This is a genomic window from Acinetobacter tandoii (assembly GCF_008867985.1).
GTDB classification, from domain to species: Bacteria; Pseudomonadota; Gammaproteobacteria; order Pseudomonadales; family Moraxellaceae; genus Acinetobacter; species Acinetobacter tandoii.
In genome coordinates this window covers 20,669-39,861 of the sequence record NZ_VXLD01000011.1, presented here as the reverse complement: position 1 = coordinate 39,861, position 19,193 = coordinate 20,669, and the positions used below count along the sequence as shown (strand labels likewise).

The window sequence follows — 19,193 nt, the reverse complement described above, 5'->3', positions numbered from 1 at the left end:
TTAAGACCTCACTCGCTGAATCTGCTTCTTAATTTTTGGAGCTAGTTTTTGCTTACGCGAGAAAATCGCGGCTGCCATTGCATAGACAAAAAGCACCAATGGGTAGGCCCAAATTCCAATTTCCTGTTTGCTGACACGCGTTTTAATCGCCATCATCGCGACAATTAAACTGGCAAAAATTAACAGTGCAGGAAATAGTTTTAAATAACGTCCCTGACGTGGACTCACTTCAGATAAAGCTACGGCTAATCCTAATGCTACAATCATGACCAGTGGAACGAACATCCGCCAACCCAACTCGCTGGCCACAATTGGATCATTACGGTTTTGCCATAACTTACCCGTGGTTAAGGCCTCAACTTCTGAGCTTTCGAATTTAGCTTCTTTATCATTTTCTAAACGTAAGCGATAACTTTGAAATTCGGCTTGGGTATATTTTGGCTGACCTGGATAAATTTCATAACGACGACCTTGTACCAAATCGACCACATTGGCAGTGTCATTCGCGACTTCAACCCGTGTTGCCTCTTTGGCCAAAATCATGACATCAGGCTTACCTTCTTTTTCTGCACGCTGATAAAAGAAAATATCTTTTAGATTTCGCCGATCTTCTGATAAATCGCCAGCGTAGATAGTATAAGGGCCTGAAGAAATGAATTCTTTCGGGCGCACCAAATCAAAACCTGTACGAACTGCCTGACTGGTGGTGAGCTGTTCAAATTGACGTAAGCCCCAAGGCGACATCCACAGCATTAACACACCCTGTAACAGCATAAACACCAAGGTCAAGGGAATAAGCATACGTGCCAATTGATGTCTACTAACGCCACTGCCATTTAGCACAGCCATTTCATGGTCGACATATAAACGACCAAACACCAGCATGAGACCAATGAAGAAACCCAAGGGAAAAATCAGCGTTAAAAACTCAGGCAAACGATAACCGATGATGCTGAATAAAATGCCTGCATCTAAACGACCTTGAGCAGCTACGCCGAAATACTTGATTAATCGGCCACCCATCATGATTAAGGTCAACAAGCCAATCACAACCAATGAATTAGACACCACTTGCTTGACTAAATAACGCCGAATAATCAAATTGATTCTTCCAATTTCAAAAAGAGTAAAAACTACCGTTAGTTTACCCGAATGTTAAAAATATAAAACCTATTCCCCTGCTTCTGCATTGAAACTCGAACCATAAAAATGTTTCAATGGCTGAATGACTTAAAACCCTCAAAGGCGTGAAGACCCCCTATGAAACTCAGCTTGAATACCGCTCTACCCGCTCCCGCTAACAATCAGGCTTTATTCATTTTAGCCGACAATACTCAGCTTGCTCAGATCGCATCAACATATCAAATCAATGACTTAGAGCAAATTGCACAAGCTACGCAATTTAAAGCTGGATTCAACGAAACTTTACCACTCTTGGCAAAGATTCCTGAATTTGCCCATGCCACTCTGATTGGACTCGACAAAGTTGAAGATTTGCAACCTGCAAAATTAGCAAAAATTGCACAAACTATTATCAAATCTTCACAAAAAAAATATCAGCAGATTCAAGTTGATCTGAATGCTTTGCCTGAAGCCTTGCATTATTTATTTGCCTTAAGCCTGACCCAAGCGGCTTATGGTTATGATGAGTTTAAATCGAAAAAGAACGAATTTTTACTCAATGAAATCGGACTCATTGCTGCGCAAAGTCCTTTAAATAATTCACAATTAAGCCTGATTCAAGCCATTCAATCGGGTCAGGATTATGCACGTGACTTAGGCAACCGTCCGGGCAATATCTGTTTCCCTGAATATTTAGCCGATCAAGCTTTGGCTTTGGCACAACAATACCCAGAACAACTCAAAGTCACCATCATTAATGAACAGGAAATGGCAGATCTGGGCATGTTTGCCTTTTTAGCGGTCAGCCGTGGTTCAGACCGCCCAGGTCGTATTATTACTCTCGAATATAAAGGTCAGCCAGATCAAGCACCTATCGTTTTGGTTGGCAAAGGCATCACTTTCGACACAGGTGGCATTTCACTGAAACCAGGTCTAGGCATGGACGAAATGAAATTCGATATGTGTGGTGCCGCCTCTGTACTTGGCACCTTACGTGCTTTATGTGAAGCTAAGTTACCAATTCATGTGGTAGGTGCAATTGCCGCCGCAGAAAATATGCCTTCTGGTCATGCAACCCGCCCAGGGGATATTGTCACCAGTATGAGTGGTCAAACGGTTGAAATTTTGAATACCGATGCTGAAGGCCGTTTGGTGCTCTGTGATACCCTGACCTACATCAAACGTTTTAACCCTGAATTGGTGATTGATATTGCGACCTTAACAGGTGCATGTGTGGTGGCTTTAGGTTCTGTCTTAACAGGCATGTTTACCCCAGACGATGAACTCGCTGCTGAATTAAATGCCGCAGGTCAGACCAGCTTTGACCGTGTATGGCGTATGCCTGTGATTGATGATTATCAAGAGCAGCTTGATTCACCTTTTGCTGACATTGGTAACATTGGTGGTCCAAAAGCAGGTGCAGTAACCGCTGCATGCTTCTTGCAACGCTTTACCCGTGAATACCGTTGGGCACATTTAGATATTGCAGGCACTGCATGGCTTTCAGGCAGCAGCAAAGGTGCAACAGGCCGTCCAGTACCGTTGTTAATGCAATTCTTAGCCAACCGTGTTAATACGAATGGCTAAAGTTAGCTTTTATCTGTTTGAAAAAAGTCCAGAACGGCAAGTCGAAAGTACTTGCCGTTTGTGTCGTAAAATTCTGCGTCAACCCAAACGGATTTGGCTCTATTGCCCCGATGCTGCATTACAGCAGCAATTGGATGAACGCTTATGGAGTTTCGATGCAGCCAGCTTTATTGGACATGGTATTGACCAAGAACATGCAAATGTCTGCATCTCGGCACGCTTACCCACAGAAAATGATTGGATTGTGTTTAATTTTAACAATCAGGCACTTGATCAATTTCATGAATTTAGCCAAATTATAGAAATTATTGAAAATAATGATTCTGCTAAACAGCTCGGTCGTGAAAAATTTAAACAATATCGACGTTTAGGCATTGAACCTCAAACTTTCAAGCTTTAACTGTTCAACCTTAGGGAGAAATATGGTGGCATTAAATGTCGGTCCAGATTTTAAACAGCGCTGGCTAGAAGCGCCTGAAGCTGTACGTCAGACATTTATGGATGATCTGAATCATATTTGTGATTTATTACAACCCGAGACACAGACTCAACTCTGGCTTGCAGCAGATCAGAAAGCTCAAGCACGAGCACAGCAGGTTATAGAACAAGCTTATGCAGATTTAAAAGCACGTCTGATAGAAGAAGCACGAATTCGTCGTCAATTGGCTTTAGAACAATCCTTAGCCAATAAGCGGGCTGCAACTGAACAATATGCCCAACAATTATTTGAGGATGAAAAACGTCAATATGCTGAACAAACACATACTTTAGACAGCTTGCGCCAGCATATTGAACAAGAAACGCTACGCTATACCGAACGCTATCATGTCAATGATAGTCACCAAAATCTGAACTTTGCCCCAGGCATGGTGCATGTTTCAGATCAACAAATTTTGTCTGAATTAGAAACTGTGCGCTTACGCTTAGAACTCGAGGCCGAAGCTCACATTGAACAAGCTGTGAGTAAATTCCGTAATAAATTACGTTCCGCAGCGCAAGAAGAAATTGAATACATATTACATAATTCTAATTTTTCTGATGTAAAACCAACCGTTTAATTTTTCTACTTCAATTTGATGGGTGTCATGAAAATGACACATAAATGTCACAATATAGTCATCACTTTAAAATAAACACTTTAAAGTGTTGACGCCAAAAATTGACATATCAATAAATTAGGAAGAAAAAATGGACCTACTGAACCACGTTTCTCACCGCATTGCTGCTCTCGATTCAGGCGAACAATGGATTGTGTCTGCTCAAAAACTACTGATCAGCCGCACCGATTTTCAATCACTTTCGATCTTTCTTTCCCGCGAGTCAGAAAAAGGCCATTTCAGTATTTCCCCACAAGGACTCAACGCAAGCTACCATGCTGAACCCGTTGTGACGATTATTAAACATTAATTATTGACCATGAATCTTTAAATATTCGCTCTGCAAAGTTGAGTGACTTGTTGAGCAAGTCACTCGATAAACTCAAGGGTTGCGAAAAAGATATTGCCCGCGCCATAACCAATACTGAGTAGAACACCAATCCAGATTACACTTCCGATGGTGTTGTACCACATAAAACTAGAAAACTTCATCTCTCCTGCACCCGCCGCAAAAGGGGCAAATGAGCGCACAAAAGGGATAAAACGCGCCAGAATAATGGTTTTACCGCCATGTTTAACAAAGTAATGGTTGGTTTTACTCAGATATTCGGGCTTCATCCAACGTGAATGACGATGTAAATACTTAAAGCCTAATTTTTTACCCGTATAATAATTTACGGTATAACCTAATATCGCGGCAATTATGAGTAATATTCCCATGCTATGCAGCTGAATAATCGCAGAGGATGAGCATAAAGCACCTACGGCGATCAATAAACTGTCGCCAGGCAGAAAAAACATAAAGACAAAGCCCGTTTCTGCAAAAATAATCAGAAACAAAATGGCATAAATCCATGTTCCATACTGCGACAGCAAAAGAGGCAGCATTTGTTCTAGATTTAGAAAAAAATCAAGCATTACATAAATCTAGGCTAATCAATTTAAGTATCACGTGCTTTGTTTCACTCGAATAAAAAGAAAACAGCCCTTTATTTTAGGCTGTTTTTGCATCTGATATGTATTTTTATTTTAAAAAGCCATTTGCCGCCAAGAAATCCATACTGATTTTAGACTGTGCTTGAGTCTCTGCTGCTTTATCACCTAGCAATAAACGTTCGATATAACGTGCTAAAACATCGACTTCCAAATTCACTTTCGAACCCGCTTTCCACGTGCCAATATTGGTACGTTCTGCCGTATGTGGAATTAAGTTCAGGCTAATAATATTACCGCGCAAATGGTTAATCGTTAAACTGATACCATCTACTGTCACCGACCCTTTCTCGGCCAAATATTTGGCAATTTCTACAGGTGCCGTCACTTCAAAATAAAGTGAACGCGCATCCTCACGGACCAAGGTAATCTCACCGACAGCATCAACATGACCACTGACAATATGTCCACCAAACCGTGTGGTCGGCAACATGGCTTTTTCTACATTGACAGGTTGTCCTACTTTCCATTGCCCTAACGTCGTTCGATTCAAACTTTCACGTGACACATCTGCGGCGTACCAATTGTCGCCCCATTCAATTACTGTTAAGCAAATCCCATTGGTTGCAATTGAGTCACCTAAGTGAACATCTGACATGTCCAAATCTGTTTGAATACGTAAACGTACATCACCACCCACACTTTGCAAGCTTTCGACTCGACCAAGGCTTTCAATAATTCCTGTAAACATAATCTTTCTCTTTTTTGAATTTGGACTTACCACAATGCCAATTGGGTACTCACACCTGAGGTATCGACGCCACCCAATTCTGCGAAATGATACAGTTGACCGAGTAACTGACGTAATGGCGGACCTGGCTTCGCATGAGTATCGGTAATCACAATAAATTCCAATACACGTGCACGTTCCGACTGGCGTTGCTTACTCACGCGATAACGCGGAACATCTTGGGTTAACAACGTGACACGTCCACGCTCAAGATTGGCTTTAAGTAAATCGGCCGCTTCAATATTACCATCGGTTGAATAACTGGTCAGAATATAACGTGCATTGATGGTCGACAATAACTTTTCATAGGCTTCCTTAGCATACTTAGAAGAATTGTACGGACTCGGGCGCTCTTTACGCCATGCGCGGTCAATTCCACTCTTAAAACCTTTGGTGTCTGGACTAGGCAAATCTACTTGATCCCATAAGGTCAAGGCATTTAATACATGATAGTTACTGCTATAAGCATGTTGGTTATAAGGTGGATCTAAATACGCTACATCCACTTCAAAACCACTCATCTGATTGGCCAAATGCTGTGCATCGACACACCACATTTCTGCGGCAGGCCGTTTTGGATCGCCTATTTCACAAAAACGGCTTGGGGTCAGCCAAAGCAAGGATTCAATACGCTCCAGGGCTGTTTGGGTTTTACCACCCCAACCATGATGAAAACTTTTAAAGACACCACTGGTATTGCTGACAAAACTGGCTGAATACAATAATGGCGCCAATAAAGCACTCATTTCCACATCATCAATCGCACCTTGCGCTTGCCAAGTGGCAATTTGCTGACGAATTGCATCTATCCGCATGCCATTGCGACGTTTAAAGAACAATCGGTCACGGGCAGGGTCGTAAATTTCATCGTTACGTGGGCATAGGTTATGTGTCACCCAACCCTTGACTTCTGGCAGGCGGTTTAAATAGTCAATTGCCTTTTGATAGCCACCCAATTCTTTAAATGCAGGTGCATCCACACAGGCCAAAATGGCATGGTTCAAGGCATGACTATAAGGTTCCCAGTCATTGGCAATCACACGATAACCATTTTGACGGGCCAAACGGGAGACCACACCACTACCCGCAAAAAAGTCAGCAAAAATAGGCGAACGACCTTTGGCATTCAAGGTTCCCGTCTGTTCAAGTGCCTCTAAAATCAGATGTAATAAACGACGCTTGTTTCCTAAGTAAGGAACCAATTGATGGAATAAGTATTCGTCTGTGGTCCGTGCCGCGTGACGTCGTTTATGATAAACCGTAGACTCTTGATTCATATAGACTCTTGAAGGGGAGTTAGTCTTAAGCGCACATCATTTCCAACTTGGGAAACATCGATGAGCTTAAATCGAAGTTGCTCTGCCAAATGCTCAAACTCTGCATTAAACATCGCGCGTGCGGATTGACCTAATAAGGTGGGTGCAACATAACTGATCAGCTCATCCACCAAACCCTGCTGTAGGAAAGCACTGGATAAAGTCGCACCTGCTTCTACCAACACATCGTAAATTTGAAAATCTTTTAAGGTTCTTAATAAACTTTCTAAAGATTGAATTTCTAACTGTATCACACCCAACTGCGCCAGTTCAGGACGGAAGGGTCCCATGACCATGACCGTATCGGGTTGTTGTAAAATTTGGGCATCTAAAGGTAGTCGGCCTTGTCGATCTAAAATAACGCGTTTGGGCTGAACCACGGTATTGATATCTTCAACATCTGGCAGTTGACGCACATTTAATAAACAGTCATCTGCTAAAACCGTATCAATGCCTGTAATCACTGCGCCTGAAATGGCACGCCAATGCTGAACATCCAATCGAGCCTCTGCGCCAGTAATCCATTTCGATTCCCCTGATGCCATTGCAGTTCGACCATCTAAACTGGAAGCAACTTTCAAGCGCACATAAGGCAAACCTATTGCCATCGCCTTAAGAAAGCCACGGTTCAATGTCGCAGCTTCAGCCTCACACACCCCAGTCCTGACTTGAATACCGGCTTCCTGAAGAATATGAATACCTTTACCTGCCACTAAAGGATTAGGGTCGGAACAAGCAACGACAACTTGGGCTATTCCCGCTTCAACCAAGCCTTTGGCACAAGGCGGAGTCCGACCATAATGTGCACAAGGTTCTAAAGTAACATAAGCCGTTGCACCATGTGTTAAATCACCTGCTTGCCGCATGGCAAATACTTCTGCGTGAGGTTGTCCCGCACGTGGATGAAACCCCTCACCCACTAACTGTCCATCTTTGACAATCACACAACCCACATTTGGATTTGGCTTAGTGGAATACTGCCCCTGTTGTGCCAAACGGATAGCACGTTGCATCCACATTTGGTCTTGGTTTAACTCAGACATGGGCATACTCATTCATGTTCACGTTGCTGCATCTGTTCAATTTGACGACGAAAAGCTTCTACATCCTGAAAGTCCTGATAGACCGAAGCAAAACGCACATAAGCGACATGATCCAAAGCAAATAAAGCTTGCATGACAATTTCACCGATGGTGCGTGACTTCACATCACGTTCTCCTAAACGACGAATATGCAGTTGAATATCGCTCAACACAGCTTCAATTTGTTCTTGTGTGACGGGACGCTTTTGTAAAGCATGCATTAACGAACGACGTAGCTTTGCTTCGTCAAAAGGCTCATTTTTACCGTCTGATTTAATCACACGTGGCATGACTACTTCAAAACTTTCAAATGTGGTAAAACGCTCACCGCAACTAATACATTCACGGCGACGTCTAATTTGACAGCCTTCAGCGGCTAAGCGCGAGTCAATAACTTTACTGTCTGCGGCGTTGCAAAAAGGACAATGCATGGCGGTTGAATTAAACATAACATTCTTGAATTCTGAGTGTAGCAAAAATTCTGGTTTTTGTAGAGCATTACGCTAGATATGGAAAAAAAACAGCCCTTTCGGGCTGTTTTACACAATATATTGATTATATCGTAAGAAAATTATTCAATGCGTTCGCCATGTTGACTTAAGTCAAGACCCATACGTTCATCATCAGCTTCAACACGGATACCAATCACAACATCAATTACTTTTAGGATTATGAAAGTTAACACTGCAGAGTAAGCAATAGTCGCAAGTACACCTTCAATTTGAACCCACAATTGGCTCATCATATTTGCAGGTGCTTTATCTCCCATGATGAATTCACTGGCAAAGACTGCTGTGAGAATCGCGCCAACAATACCGCCAACACCGTGTAAGCCGAAAGCATCTAATGAGTCATCTGCTTTAAGGGCACGTTTCAGACCTGTAATCCCCCAGAAGCAGACCACACCACCAATTAGACCCATCGCCAAGGCACCACCAACGGTCACGAAACCAGCCGCAGGAGTAATCACAACCAGACCAGCTACCGCACCAGATGCGCCACCCAGTACAGATGCTTTACCGCGTACCACTTTTTCAGTAATTAACCATGCAATTGCCGCTGCTGCCGCTGCAACTTGTGTGGTGACCAGTGCATAACCTGCGGAACCATTTGCACCCAATGCTGAACCGCCGTTAAAACCAAACCAGCCAACCCAAACAAGGCTTGCACCAATCACCGTTAACGTCAGGTTATGCGGTGCCATAGATTCACGACCTAGCCCCATACGTTTACCTAACATATATGCTGCAACTAGACCCGCAACACCTGAGTTAATATGTACGACTGTACCACCCGCAAAATCAAGTGCACCATCGTTAAATAACCAGCCACCACCCCAGACCCAGTGGGTAATTGGTGCATACACCACAACCACCCAGATCGCGATAAATGCGACAAAGGCTCCAAATTTCATTCGTTCTGCAATTGAACCACTGATAATAGCAACTGTAATAATCGCAAAAGTCATTTGGAAAATAACAAACAGAATTTCAGGAATTGTGCCTGTTAATGCGGTTGTGGTAATCCCTGACAACATGATCTTGTCAAACCCACCAATAAAGGCATTTCCTTCAGTAAATGCAAGTGTATAACCTACAATTACCCAAGCAAGGCTCACTACTGCTGCTGCAACAAAACTATGTGCCATGGTGCTTAATACGTTTTTCTTACGAACCATCCCGCCGTAGAAAAGCGCCAAGCCAGGAATGGTCATTAACAAGACCAATGCTGTGGAAACTAGAATCCAAGCTGTATCACCCGTATCGAGGGTTGGTTCTTCAGCCACAGGAGCTGCAGCTTCTTCAACTGGAGCAGGTGTCGCAACTGCTTGTACATCTGGCGATGCCGCTGCAGTCGTTTCAACTGTTGTTGTGACTTCTTCTGATGGAGCAGATGCGGTTACGTCTTCAGCCCAAGCAACAGAACCACCTAAAAGTGCGCCTGATAGACTCAGCGCGAGTAGCATTTTTTTCATTCGTGTCCCCCAACCTAATTTTGCGAGTTACTCGATACTCTGCAAACTTTATGCCAAATTAAACAGCATCTGGACCTGTTTCACCTGTACGAATACGGATTACTTGCTCTAAGTTAGTTACAAAGATTTTTCCGTCACCAATTTTTCCAGTGCTCGCAACACGAGTGACCGATTCAATCACTGCATCAACCATTTCATCGCTAATCGCGATTTCAATTTTAACTTTTGGAAGAAAATCAACGACATACTCTGCACCACGATACAGCTCAGTATGACCTTTTTGACGGCCAAAACCTTTGACCTCTGTCACAGTGATCCCTTGGACACCAATTTCTGACAATGCTTCACGCACATCATCTAATTTAAAGGGTTTTACAATTGCAGTTACTAGCTTCATGTTTGTTTTTCCTTCGGCTTTTTTCACCAGTAAGGTTTTATGTTCAATTTTCGTGCCAAGATTTCTAAGGTTGAGGGAAATAAAAACCTGATACACAACTCTATTTATACCTTATTTTTATCTTTTAATCGAAGCTTAGGTCTTTAATATTCGAGATTTTTAGCCAAAAGTCGGCTATTTTCGCCAGATCATGTTCAGGATTATTGAGATAGCACTATAGTCTCTGTCGAAGCAGTGCTACACTGCTCCCGCTCTTCTTCAGCAATGTGGATACAACAATGATTGAAACTTTATTACAAGCCATTCTAGAACAAATAGAACAACCAAAAACCGATTTGGAACATAATTTAAGAGCCCTATTAAATGAGGCCGTGACGAAAATGGATTTGGTTTCTCGTGACGAAATTGAACGTCAGAAAACTGCGCTTAACAATGCCAATCAACGCTTAACCGAATTACTCCTGCAAGTCGAAGCTCTTGAACAAAAAATTCAGAACAAAAAATAAGCACATTATTAGTGCAATAGAAAACCAATAACGATCAAAAATAATGCACCAAAATGGAACAATAACATGTCTTTTGCCAAAATAAATACGCGAGGGCTATTGGGTCTGCACGCCCCACTGATTGAAGTCGAAGTTCATTTAAGTCAAGGATTACCATCACTTACTATTGTAGGATTAGCAGAAGCTGCTGTTCGGGAAAGTAAAGATCGGGTTCGTTCAGCCATTATTAATAGTGGCTTTCAATTCCCAAGTAAGCGACTCACGATTAATCTCGCACCCGCAGATTTGCCCAAAGATGGTTCACGCCTAGATTTACCGATAGCGTTGGGTATTTTAATTGCATCTGGGCAACTCCCAGAACAAAATATCGATCATCTTGAATTTATTGGAGAATTGGCACTAGATGGTCAATTACGTCCAACCACTGGGACTTTAAGTATTGCCATCGCATGTCAGCAAGCTCAGCACCAATTGGTTTTTGCCCGAACAAAATGCATTTGAAGCAGCACAACTACCCCATTTTGATGTGTATGCAGCAAAAAATCTCAAAGAAGTTTGTGAACACTTAAGCCAACACAAACCGTTATCTCCAGTGCAAAAGCCTGTCGACTCGCCTTTACATCGCTATAAATTTGATCTGGCTGATGTGAAAGGACAACTTCGTCCACGGCGTGCTTTAGAAATTGCAGCAGCAGGTGGTCACTCCTTACTGTTTCGCGGCCCCCCTGGCACAGGCAAAACCTTATTGGCATCGCGTCTACCTAGTATTCTGCCACCGCTCAGTTCTAGTGAGAATTTAGAAGTAGCCAGTATTTATTCTGTTGCCAATACGCAGCATCATTTTGGACACCGCCCCTTTCGCGCGCCACATCATACCGCTTCAGCCATTGCCTTGGTGGGTGGAGGTTCACATCCTAAACCAGGCGAAATTACTTTAGCCCATTTAGGCGTTCTATTTTTAGATGAACTTCCTGAGTTTGATCGTAAAGTCTTGGAAGTACTTAGACAGCCTTTAGAATCTAAAGAAATTGTGATTTCTCGGGCATCCCGTCAAATGACTTATCCTGCCAATTTTCAGTTAATCGCTGCAATGAATCCTTGTCCATGTGGCTATGCATTTAATCAGGATCAGCGTTGTCAATGTTCCACAGAGGCCATCAAACGTTATCAAAATCGAATTTCTGGTCCCCTATTAGATCGGATAGATTTGCATATTGATGTACCACCGCTTACGGTACATGAATTACAAGAACATGCACCTGCTGAAAACTCTGATCAAGTGCGTCATCGTGTGACTCAAGCCTATGAGCAACAAATTCAACGACAAAATTGTTTAAATCATGCTTTGAATCCACAACAACTGGAACAATTTGCAGGATTGAATGAACAAACCAAAAAAATGCTTGAATTGGCTCAACAACGTTTAAATTTATCTGCACGGGCCTATCATCGGGTATTAAGAGTTGCCAGAACCATTGCTGACCTAGCAAATTCTGTTGAAATTCAAACTGGACATTTAAGTGAAGCTCTATCGTATCGGCAGCAAAGCCTTTAATAGGGTTAAATTCCAAATAAAAAACCTCTAGTCCTAAGAACTAGAGGTTTTTTAACACCCTTAAATTTAGAATGTTTTGGTTAAGGTAAACACTGCGCCTGTTTCTACACCACGAGCTGTTGCATCATCCATAGCATCTGTATCTATATTTGTACCTACTGCTGCTAATTCAGCAGTTGCCCCAGAAATTGATTTAAATGCATAGTTAACACCGACTTTCCAATCTACATAGTTATCGTCGCCGCCGAATGAATATTTATCTTCATCATCCACAACGGTATAGCCCACACTTGCTACACCACCAAAACCTGTTGAACCAAATGGAACAGAATAACCTGCATTCACATTCCAGCTATTTGTATCAGCACCTGCATAGTCATTGGTAAAGTTCACATTGGTCAGAATGCTATCTCCTTCAGCCAACACACTTGCGAAAGTCAATTTGCCATAAAATTCAACCCAACTTAAGTCAGATGCGCTTGGATAGTTGTAATACAGGACACCCACATCCAATAAAGGTTTGCTGGCAAAGCTATCCAAGGTGGTTGCAAAACCAAGCGATGGATCTAGCTCTAGATTTGGCGTCCCTGAACCAAAGTTTATATTCGAACCCCAAAGCCCAAAATACACGCCTGAATCATGTGCAAGTGTGAAACCTGCTTGTACTGCTGGATCATTTTGAGTTTGAGACAGTCCACGAAAACGGTAGTCTGTTGTTACTGCTGCATTGCCGCTAAAAGAAAGACCAAATGGTGATGCTGCTTGATCATCCGCAAAGGTAAATGTTGAAGCCGCTGCAACAACCGCCATAGATAATACTTTTAATGTGAATTTCATTCTGAGGTTCCCCCACATCGAATTACGACGTTTTGCTGTAATTAATAAACTCAGAAATGTATTAGCAAGCGCTATGCCAACTTTAAAAAATATTTGTACATTGCTGTTCGCTGTCAAATATTGAGAAACTTCAGGCTGAACTATCAATTTCCATAGTGATAGCGTTTTATAAACCATACGCTGTGTCTAAAAAGTTCTGAACTTGATCGGCCATACCATAAAATGACTCAACATATCTGTAACGTAAAAAGACCGTAAATTTCATATAAAACAATAAATAATAAATACTTAAAAAAATTATTCTTTTGCTTGTTATCAAAACTTCTTAATAAGGCTGATCAATATTTCTCATCGGGACAGCTCAAATGATCAGCATCACCCCCTATCGAAAAAGCGTTGGATACATCACTCAGACCATTCATAGTTCTTATATTGTTCCGTTGAAAACGGCATAACTCGCTAAATAAACAGTATAAAATTTATTTTAAGCTTACCAATCAATAAAGTCGTGTAAGCCCCGTATGACATTTATATTGTTCTCAATATCATTAAATTCACATTTATCATGGTATTTGTAGCAAAAAAAGAGACTGGGGTGATGAGGTACATTTCTGTTTGGCTTTTACAATGAAGAACACATTGGATTGGCAAAATTTAAATCAACAGCGCTAACTGAGCATGAAAATGCTTTATTTTTGTTCACAAGTTAATTTTCACACCCTAAATTGTACAAAATACATGCACTATAACTGACCATGTCCGAATTTAGAATTTAATGCGAATCACAATATAATCCAACATTCCATGCTACGCATTCAGCGCAAATTGCTCTGCACCTAAATGAAACATTTCTCATTTTCATTTAGAAATTGAATTGATTCATAAAAGCAAGACACAATCTGAATATAAAACGATCAATTAAGTCGATAATGAAGAAAAAATAAACAAAAGAATATGTGATTTTTCTGTGTTTGATCGAAACAAAAACAGTGGAAATTTTCCATTTAATAAAATATATTTTTATTATGAATTAAAGGCTTAAACATAAATAATGTTTATCACTAGCAAAACAACAAGAAAGCAATTTCGTCAAGTAGCTCGTAACAAGAATGAAATAAAATTAATAAAAATCTATCTTTTTTATAGATTAATTATACAATTTATTAAAATTTCGAGTTATGCCAAAAAACGAAATTCTGAATCTATCTTTTTTTGAGGTTGTTTCTTATGCCAAAGGCGCAAAAACTTACATTAGCAGTATTAATTCAGGCTGCCCTTATTACTACAGCTTATGCAAGCGAACAAAGTGAAGCAAAAGGATTTGTAGAAGATGCTGAAGGATCAGTGTTGTTCCGCACTGGTTATTTATCTCGTGACAAAAAACATGGTACAGCAGATACGAGTTCAGCTGCTCAAACTGCAATGGTTAAAATTGAATCTGGTTATACCAAAGGCCTTGTTGGTTTTGGTGTAGGTGTAATTGGTGATGGTTCATTCAAACTTGGCGAAAATAACCACGCTGGCAATGGGATGATTCCATTACACAATGATGGTGCAAAAGATGCAAATGGTCATGTTGATGCTTATGACCACTGGGCTCGTGGTGGCGGTATCGTAAAAGCACGTATCTCTAATACTGAAGTTCGTTATGGTACTCAAGTACTCGACTTGCCAGTACTTGCAAGTAATACTGCGCGTCTAGTTCCTGAATATTTTGAAGGTGTTTTAGCGACTAGCCGTGAAATTAAAGGTTTAGAGCTTACTGCTGGTAAATTCACTAAAAACCAATATTCAGACCAAGTAACCACTGATGGCAATGAATTAGATCGCGCAGTGGTTTGGGGTGCAAAATATAAATTTAATGATCAATTAAATGCATCTTACTATGGTACTGACATTAAAGACCGTTTAGAGCGTCATTATATCAATACCAATTACAAGCAAGCGTTGGCAAACAATAGCTCATTAACTTATGACTTCAGTGGTTACCACACTGAATGGGATAAGGGCGCGAATAAATATTTGTATTCTCAAATTGGTTCAGCAAACGATTCTTTTGACAACACCATTTTTGCATTTTCTACGACCTACAACACTGGTCCACACAATGTAATGGTTGCGTACCAACAAAACAGTGGTAATACTGGTTATGACTATGGCTTAGGTAAAGGTGTTGGTGATGGCCATCAAACAGTTTACTTACCAAACTCTTACCTTTCTGACTTCATTGGTAATGATGAAAAATCACTTCAACTTCAATATAGCCTAGATTTTGCGAATTATGGTGTACCTGGTTTAACGTGGACTACTGCATTTGTTTATGGTTGGGACATTAAAGCAACTGACAATAAAGGCACTATGATCAGTGATAATGAACAAGAACGTGAATTCTTTAACCAAGTCAAATATACAGTTCAATCTGGTTTCGCGAAAGATGCAAGCTTACGTTTACGTCACTCATACTACCGCGCAAGCGATGCTTACCAATCTGCATACATCGGTGACACCAACGAATGGCGTATCTGGTTAGATATCCCTGTAAAATTCTTCTAATTTGAAGACGTTTTCAGAGATCTAAAAAAAACCTGCACAATGTGCAGGTTTTTTTATGGATTCAGAAAAATTAATTTATCCAAATCCTTATTTTATTGAGAAATTATTTTGCAGCTTCAATTGCTTTAAGCACTTCTTGCTTAGCAACTTCAGCACCTTCCCAACCTGTTAACTTCACCCATTTGCCTGGCTCTAAATCTTTGTAGTGAGCAAAGAAATGCTCCACTTGCTGAATTAAAAGCGGAGGAAGATCAGTATATTCCTGAACATCTTTATAGATTGGCGTTAATTTTTCGTGTGGAACCGCGATAAGTTTCGCATCGATACCACCGTCATCTTCCATGTTCAATTTGCCCACAGGACGGCAACGAATGACTGAACCTGGCTCAACTGGATGCGGTGTTACAACAAGCACGTCAAGCGGGTCACCATCTTCAGACAAAGTATTTGGTACATAACCGTAGTTCGCTGGGTAGAACATTGCTGTACCCATGAAACGGTCTACAAATAAAGCGTCAGAATCTTTATCAATTTCATATTTGATTGGCGCTGCATTTGCAGGAATTTCAATGATGACATAAATGTCATTTGGTGCATCTTTACCCGCAGGGATATTGCTGTAACTCATAGCATCACTCTTTAACGATTTAAATTATATTGAGACCGAAATTAAAGTCTTCGGTTTAATCACGGAGCGATTATACATCTGCCCCGCAAAAATAGGGAATATGCACGTTCATTAGCTGAGTTTGATCACCAAAATCAGCAGTGAAATTGGACACAATAAAGATAGACACCAGACAATTGAACGCAATGTCGCCCAATTGGCCAAATAACACACCCCATAGATCACACGTAAGACCAAATAAGCAATACCAAAAGTCATAATCACAGATTGTGACACAACCATATATTCCGCCATTAAAACAGCAGCAATAAATAAAGGTAATCCTTCAAAACTATTTTGTTGTGCGGCATTGGCACGTGCAGCAATACCTGTTGAATTGTTCAAAAACTCACGCGGATATTGATTGTCTTTGGCCTGAAAACCACTCGTAAGTCTGGCAATAAAACTAAAAACATAAGGTAATAAACATGCAAATAAGATGAGATAGACAATACCGCTAATACTGTGCATCAATTGAGTTCTCGTAAGAGTATTAATTAGCCTTATCATAGCATGGCAATTCTAGAATATTTTTTGTTAAATATAGTGTTTTGATTACCAAGCCATTCGGGAATATCTATGTCATTTAATGCGGAGCAACACAAACTGTTCGATGAACTGGAAAAACAACGCCAACATCAACGGCAGATGGATCGTGTACTCGCTATTGTGTTCCCTATTGTTGCTTTTTTACTCACAGTCATTTGCGCCAATATGAACATTTGGTCTACTGTCTGTACCTTTATTTTGCTCTGGGTTGCATTTTGGGCTGTAGGCATTCGTCGCCTGCCCCTCTGGCATTGGGTGCTGATTACCCTGATTTACTGCTTGGTGGATAATTTCTTGAGCTACGGCACTTTTAATCGTTCTGGCTTTAGCCGTCAGTTCGGCACCATCTTTATTTTTATTGGTATTGCAGGTGTAGGCCGCCCTTATTTTGACCGCTGGCTGATGAAGAAAAAATAAGCCATAGCAAAAAAAAGCGCCCTGAGGCGCTTTTTTATACAAAATTCTATGCAGTCTTACGTAAATCTTTACGTAAAATTTTACCTACATTTGATTTTGGTAATTCTTCCATAAACTCTACATAACGTGGGCGTTTATAGCCTGTTAAGTTCTCTTTTGCAAATTCAAGAACTTCTTCAGTGGTTAAAGAGGCATCTTTTTTCACAACAAACAATTTTGGTACTTCGCCTGATTTTTCATCAGGTACACCAATTGCAGCAACTTCAAGCACTTTTGGATGCTTGGCAATCACTTCTTCAATTTCAGAAGGATAAACGTTGAAGCCAGACACTAAAATCATATCTTTCTTACGGTCAACAATTTTGGTGTAGCCGCGATCATCCATTACACCGATGTCACCTGTACGGAAGAAACCATTCACCATCACTTTGGCAGTTTCATCTGGACGATTCCAGTAACCTTTCATCACCTGAGGACCACGAATACAGATTTCACCTTGCTCGCCCAATGCAACTGGATTGCCATCATCATCTAAAATTGCAATGTCAGTTAATGGTAATGGAATACCAATCGTGCCACTGAATTCATCCGAAGCAGGTGGGTTTGCTGTTGCTACAGGTGAAGTTTCAGATAAGCCATAACCTTCAATAATGTTCGTACCTGTGACTTTCTTCCACGCTTCTGCAGTCGATGGAAGTACGGCCATACCACCGCCCATAGCCATTTTAAGTTTGCTGTGGTCGAGCTGTTTAAACTCTTCATTATTGACCAAAGCATTAAATAAGGTATTTACTGCTGGGAAGAATGTTGGTTGATATTTGCGTAATTCTTTCATCACCGCAGGTAAATCACGCGGGTTCGGAATTAAAACATTGGCTTGACCTTTATACATACCGTACATAGCACAAACCATAAACGCGAAAATATGATACAGCGGCAAAGCACAGAAAATACGGTCATCTGGCTGACCATCTTGAGCACCAAATTTACTTTGGAAAATACCATCACACTGTAATAAGTTAGCCACAAGGTTACGATGGGTTAACTCAGCACCTTTAGAAACACCCGTAGTACCACCAGTGTACTGTAAAACAGCCGTATCACTGAGGGTTAGATTTGGACGTTTATAGTTGCTTGGGCTTACTTTTGACATAGCCGCGTTAAAACGGATATGACCTGGAATATTCCACGCAGGAATTTGCTTACGTACTGAACGCAACACAAAATTCACTAGAGTCCCTTTTAAAGTACCCAACATGTCACCGACAGAGGCAACCACGACATGTTTTACTGGCGTTTTACCAATAATGCTCTGATAAACCGAAGCAAAGTTTTCAATAATGACTAAAACTTCAGAACCTGAATCATTTAATTGATGTTCAAGCTCACGCGCAGTGTATAGCGGATTAACGTTCACAAGCACCAGACCTGCACGCAATACACCAAGAGCAACCACTGGATATTGGAGAACGTTTGGCATCATGACTGCTACACGAGAACCTTTCGCCAAACCTAAACTTTGTAGATAAACAGCAAATTTACGACTCGCTTCGTCAAGTTCACTGAATGTAAGCGCTTTATTCATAAAGATAAAAGCATCACGTGAACCAAATTTTTGGAAATTACGCTCAAATACATCAACCAAAGAGGTGTTCTCTGGCGGTAATTCTACAGTTTCAGGAATTCCTGTCTTGCGGTATTCAGCGAACCAAATCTTTTCCATAATCCCAATCTCTCCAATCTATAGTCCTTAAAATATGCAGCTTTTTTTTCGGGTTTGTGTGTGTTTATTTAGCTTGTTGATGCACAT

At 41.0% G+C, this 19,193-nt stretch carries 19 protein-coding genes and 1 pseudogene; 8 read left to right on the top strand and 12 right to left on the bottom strand.

Translation table 11 applies throughout. The annotated features are described in order from the left end of the window. The gene (gene lptF, locus F4W09_RS13755) at positions 1–1,101 is read right to left on the bottom strand and encodes an LPS export ABC transporter permease LptF (RefSeq protein ID WP_016168491.1); all 1,101 of its coding nucleotides are present in this window, start codon (positions 1,099–1,101) and stop codon (positions 1–3) included. A gap of 159 nt (positions 1,102–1,260) precedes the next feature. Here lptF and F4W09_RS13750 point away from each other — a divergent pair, with 159 nt between their 5' ends. The 4 genes from F4W09_RS13750 to F4W09_RS13735 all read left to right on the top strand — a co-directional run bounded on the left by F4W09_RS13750 (position 1,261) and on the right by F4W09_RS13735 (position 4,116). Next, entirely contained in the window at positions 1,261–2,709 is a 1,449-nt protein-coding gene (locus F4W09_RS13750; RefSeq protein ID WP_016168492.1) for a leucyl aminopeptidase, read from the top strand. Further along, entirely contained in the window at positions 2,702–3,109 is a 408-nt protein-coding gene (locus F4W09_RS13745; RefSeq protein WP_016168493.1) for a DNA polymerase III subunit chi, read from the top strand. Before F4W09_RS13750 ends, F4W09_RS13745 begins: the two co-directional genes overlap by 8 nt. 22 nt (positions 3,110–3,131) lie before the next feature. Further along, positions 3,132–3,767, top strand: coding sequence for a cell division protein BlhA (gene blhA / locus F4W09_RS13740; RefSeq protein ID WP_016168494.1), 636 nt, complete (start codon positions 3,132–3,134; stop codon positions 3,765–3,767). A 130-nt stretch (positions 3,768–3,897) separates the two neighbouring features. Then, complete coding sequence (locus tag F4W09_RS13735; RefSeq protein ID WP_016168495.1) at positions 3,898–4,116, top strand: hypothetical protein; 219 nt, start codon at positions 3,898–3,900, stop codon at positions 4,114–4,116. Between the two features lie 59 nt (positions 4,117–4,175). Here the strand turns inward: F4W09_RS13735 and F4W09_RS13730 are convergent, their stop codons facing one another. The 7 genes from F4W09_RS13730 to glnK form a co-directional block, all read right to left on the bottom strand. After that, a complete protein-coding gene (locus F4W09_RS13730) occupies positions 4,176–4,724 on the bottom strand; it encodes a VTT domain-containing protein (protein WP_151505103.1) in 549 nt (182 codons plus the stop codon). Positions 4,725–4,830: 106 nt separating this feature from the next. Continuing rightward, positions 4,831–5,490: a riboflavin synthase gene (locus tag F4W09_RS13725; protein WP_151505102.1), complete on the bottom strand. Its 660-nt coding sequence runs from the start codon at positions 5,488–5,490 to the stop codon at positions 4,831–4,833. Positions 5,491–5,516: 26 nt separating this feature from the next. After that, entirely contained in the window at positions 5,517–6,806 is a 1,290-nt protein-coding gene (locus F4W09_RS13720) for a DNA adenine methylase (RefSeq protein ID WP_016168498.1), read from the bottom strand. Then, positions 6,803–7,888: a bifunctional diaminohydroxyphosphoribosylaminopyrimidine deaminase/5-amino-6-(5-phosphoribosylamino)uracil reductase RibD gene (gene ribD / locus F4W09_RS13715; protein ID WP_016168499.1), complete on the bottom strand. Its 1,086-nt coding sequence runs from the start codon at positions 7,886–7,888 to the stop codon at positions 6,803–6,805. The genes F4W09_RS13720 and ribD overlap by 4 nt, the downstream gene beginning before the upstream one ends. Before the next feature lie 8 nt (positions 7,889–7,896). Continuing rightward, positions 7,897–8,358, bottom strand: coding sequence for a transcriptional regulator NrdR (gene nrdR / locus F4W09_RS13710; protein ID WP_026441105.1), 462 nt, complete (start codon positions 8,356–8,358; stop codon positions 7,897–7,899). Positions 8,359–8,498: 140 nt separating this feature from the next. Then, positions 8,499–9,902 carry an ammonium transporter gene (locus F4W09_RS13705; RefSeq protein WP_016168501.1) on the bottom strand — a complete coding sequence of 468 codons (1,404 nt, stop codon included), beginning with the start codon at positions 9,900–9,902 and terminating at the stop codon, positions 8,499–8,501. A 58-nt stretch (positions 9,903–9,960) separates the two neighbouring features. Beyond that, positions 9,961–10,299, bottom strand: coding sequence for a P-II family nitrogen regulator (gene glnK / locus F4W09_RS13700; RefSeq protein ID WP_016168502.1), 339 nt, complete (start codon positions 10,297–10,299; stop codon positions 9,961–9,963). A 278-nt stretch (positions 10,300–10,577) separates the two neighbouring features. Between glnK and F4W09_RS13695 the strand changes: the two genes are divergently transcribed. Together F4W09_RS13695 and F4W09_RS13690 are read left to right on the top strand one after the other, a co-directional pair. Beyond that, positions 10,578–10,805 carry an accessory factor UbiK family protein gene (locus F4W09_RS13695; protein WP_016168503.1) on the top strand — a complete coding sequence of 76 codons (228 nt, stop codon included), beginning with the start codon at positions 10,578–10,580 and terminating at the stop codon, positions 10,803–10,805. 66 nt (positions 10,806–10,871) lie between these two features. Continuing rightward, positions 10,872–12,360, top strand: a pseudogene (locus F4W09_RS13690) (YifB family Mg chelatase-like AAA ATPase). Between the two features lie 66 nt (positions 12,361–12,426). Here F4W09_RS13690 and F4W09_RS13685 read toward each other — a convergent pair. Then, positions 12,427–13,197 carry a TorF family putative porin gene (locus F4W09_RS13685; RefSeq protein ID WP_026441100.1) on the bottom strand — a complete coding sequence of 257 codons (771 nt, stop codon included), beginning with the start codon at positions 13,195–13,197 and terminating at the stop codon, positions 12,427–12,429. A 1,227-nt stretch (positions 13,198–14,424) separates the two neighbouring features. On the opposite strand from F4W09_RS13685, the gene F4W09_RS13680 reads away from it, so the two are divergent. After that, positions 14,425–15,750, top strand: coding sequence for an OprD family outer membrane porin (locus tag F4W09_RS13680; protein ID WP_016168517.1), 1,326 nt, complete (start codon positions 14,425–14,427; stop codon positions 15,748–15,750). A gap of 103 nt (positions 15,751–15,853) precedes the next feature. Here F4W09_RS13680 and ppa read toward each other — a convergent pair whose 3' ends face one another. Both ppa and F4W09_RS13670 read right to left on the bottom strand, forming a co-directional pair. Next, positions 15,854–16,378: an inorganic diphosphatase gene (gene ppa / locus F4W09_RS13675; RefSeq protein WP_016168518.1), complete on the bottom strand. Its 525-nt coding sequence runs from the start codon at positions 16,376–16,378 to the stop codon at positions 15,854–15,856. 111 nt (positions 16,379–16,489) lie between these two features. Beyond that, positions 16,490–16,888 (bottom strand): MAPEG family protein, encoded by a 399-nt coding sequence (locus tag F4W09_RS13670; protein ID WP_016168519.1) that lies wholly within the window; start codon positions 16,886–16,888, stop codon positions 16,490–16,492. A gap of 108 nt (positions 16,889–16,996) precedes the next feature. Between F4W09_RS13670 and F4W09_RS13665 the strand changes: the two genes are divergently transcribed. Beyond that, positions 16,997–17,383, top strand: a complete 387-nt coding sequence (locus F4W09_RS13665; protein ID WP_016168520.1) for a hypothetical protein — start codon at positions 16,997–16,999, stop codon at positions 17,381–17,383. A gap of 46 nt (positions 17,384–17,429) precedes the next feature. On the opposite strand, the gene F4W09_RS13660 is transcribed toward F4W09_RS13665, so the two are convergent. Continuing rightward, positions 17,430–19,106, bottom strand: a complete 1,677-nt coding sequence (locus F4W09_RS13660; RefSeq protein WP_151505101.1) for an AMP-binding protein — start codon at positions 19,104–19,106, stop codon at positions 17,430–17,432. Positions 19,107–19,193: the final 87 nt, after the last annotated feature.

Coding starts and splice junctions, on each gene's coding strand:
- F4W09_RS13725 (WP_151505102.1), bottom strand. CDS start 5,490: ATGTTTACAGGAATTATTGAAAGCCTTGGTCGAGTCGAAAGCTTGCAA.
- F4W09_RS13695 (WP_016168503.1), top strand. CDS start 10,578: ATGATTGAAACTTTATTACAAGCCATTCTAGAACAAATAGAACAACCA.
- F4W09_RS13680 (WP_016168517.1), top strand. CDS start 14,425: ATGCCAAAGGCGCAAAAACTTACATTAGCAGTATTAATTCAGGCTGCC.
- F4W09_RS13745 (WP_016168493.1), top strand. CDS start 2,702: ATGGCTAAAGTTAGCTTTTATCTGTTTGAAAAAAGTCCAGAACGGCAA.
- blhA (WP_016168494.1), top strand. CDS start 3,132: ATGGTGGCATTAAATGTCGGTCCAGATTTTAAACAGCGCTGGCTAGAA.
- F4W09_RS13705 (WP_016168501.1), bottom strand. CDS start 9,902: ATGAAAAAAATGCTACTCGCGCTGAGTCTATCAGGCGCACTTTTAGGT.
- F4W09_RS13660 (WP_151505101.1), bottom strand. CDS start 19,106: ATGGAAAAGATTTGGTTCGCTGAATACCGCAAGACAGGAATTCCTGAA.
- ppa (WP_016168518.1), bottom strand. CDS start 16,378: ATGAGTTACAGCAATATCCCTGCGGGTAAAGATGCACCAAATGACATT.
- nrdR (WP_026441105.1), bottom strand. CDS start 8,358: ATGCATTGTCCTTTTTGCAACGCCGCAGACAGTAAAGTTATTGACTCG.
- F4W09_RS13720 (WP_016168498.1), bottom strand. CDS start 6,806: ATGAATCAAGAGTCTACGGTTTATCATAAACGACGTCACGCGGCACGG.
- F4W09_RS13730 (WP_151505103.1), bottom strand. CDS start 4,724: ATGCTTGATTTTTTTCTAAATCTAGAACAAATGCTGCCTCTTTTGCTG.
- F4W09_RS13665 (WP_016168520.1), top strand. CDS start 16,997: ATGTCATTTAATGCGGAGCAACACAAACTGTTCGATGAACTGGAAAAA.
- F4W09_RS13670 (WP_016168519.1), bottom strand. CDS start 16,888: ATGCACAGTATTAGCGGTATTGTCTATCTCATCTTATTTGCATGTTTA.
- glnK (WP_016168502.1), bottom strand. CDS start 10,299: ATGAAGCTAGTAACTGCAATTGTAAAACCCTTTAAATTAGATGATGTG.
- F4W09_RS13735 (WP_016168495.1), top strand. CDS start 3,898: ATGGACCTACTGAACCACGTTTCTCACCGCATTGCTGCTCTCGATTCA.
- F4W09_RS13750 (WP_016168492.1), top strand. CDS start 1,261: ATGAAACTCAGCTTGAATACCGCTCTACCCGCTCCCGCTAACAATCAG.
- F4W09_RS13685 (WP_026441100.1), bottom strand. CDS start 13,197: ATGAAATTCACATTAAAAGTATTATCTATGGCGGTTGTTGCAGCGGCT.
- ribD (WP_016168499.1), bottom strand. CDS start 7,888: ATGTCTGAGTTAAACCAAGACCAAATGTGGATGCAACGTGCTATCCGT.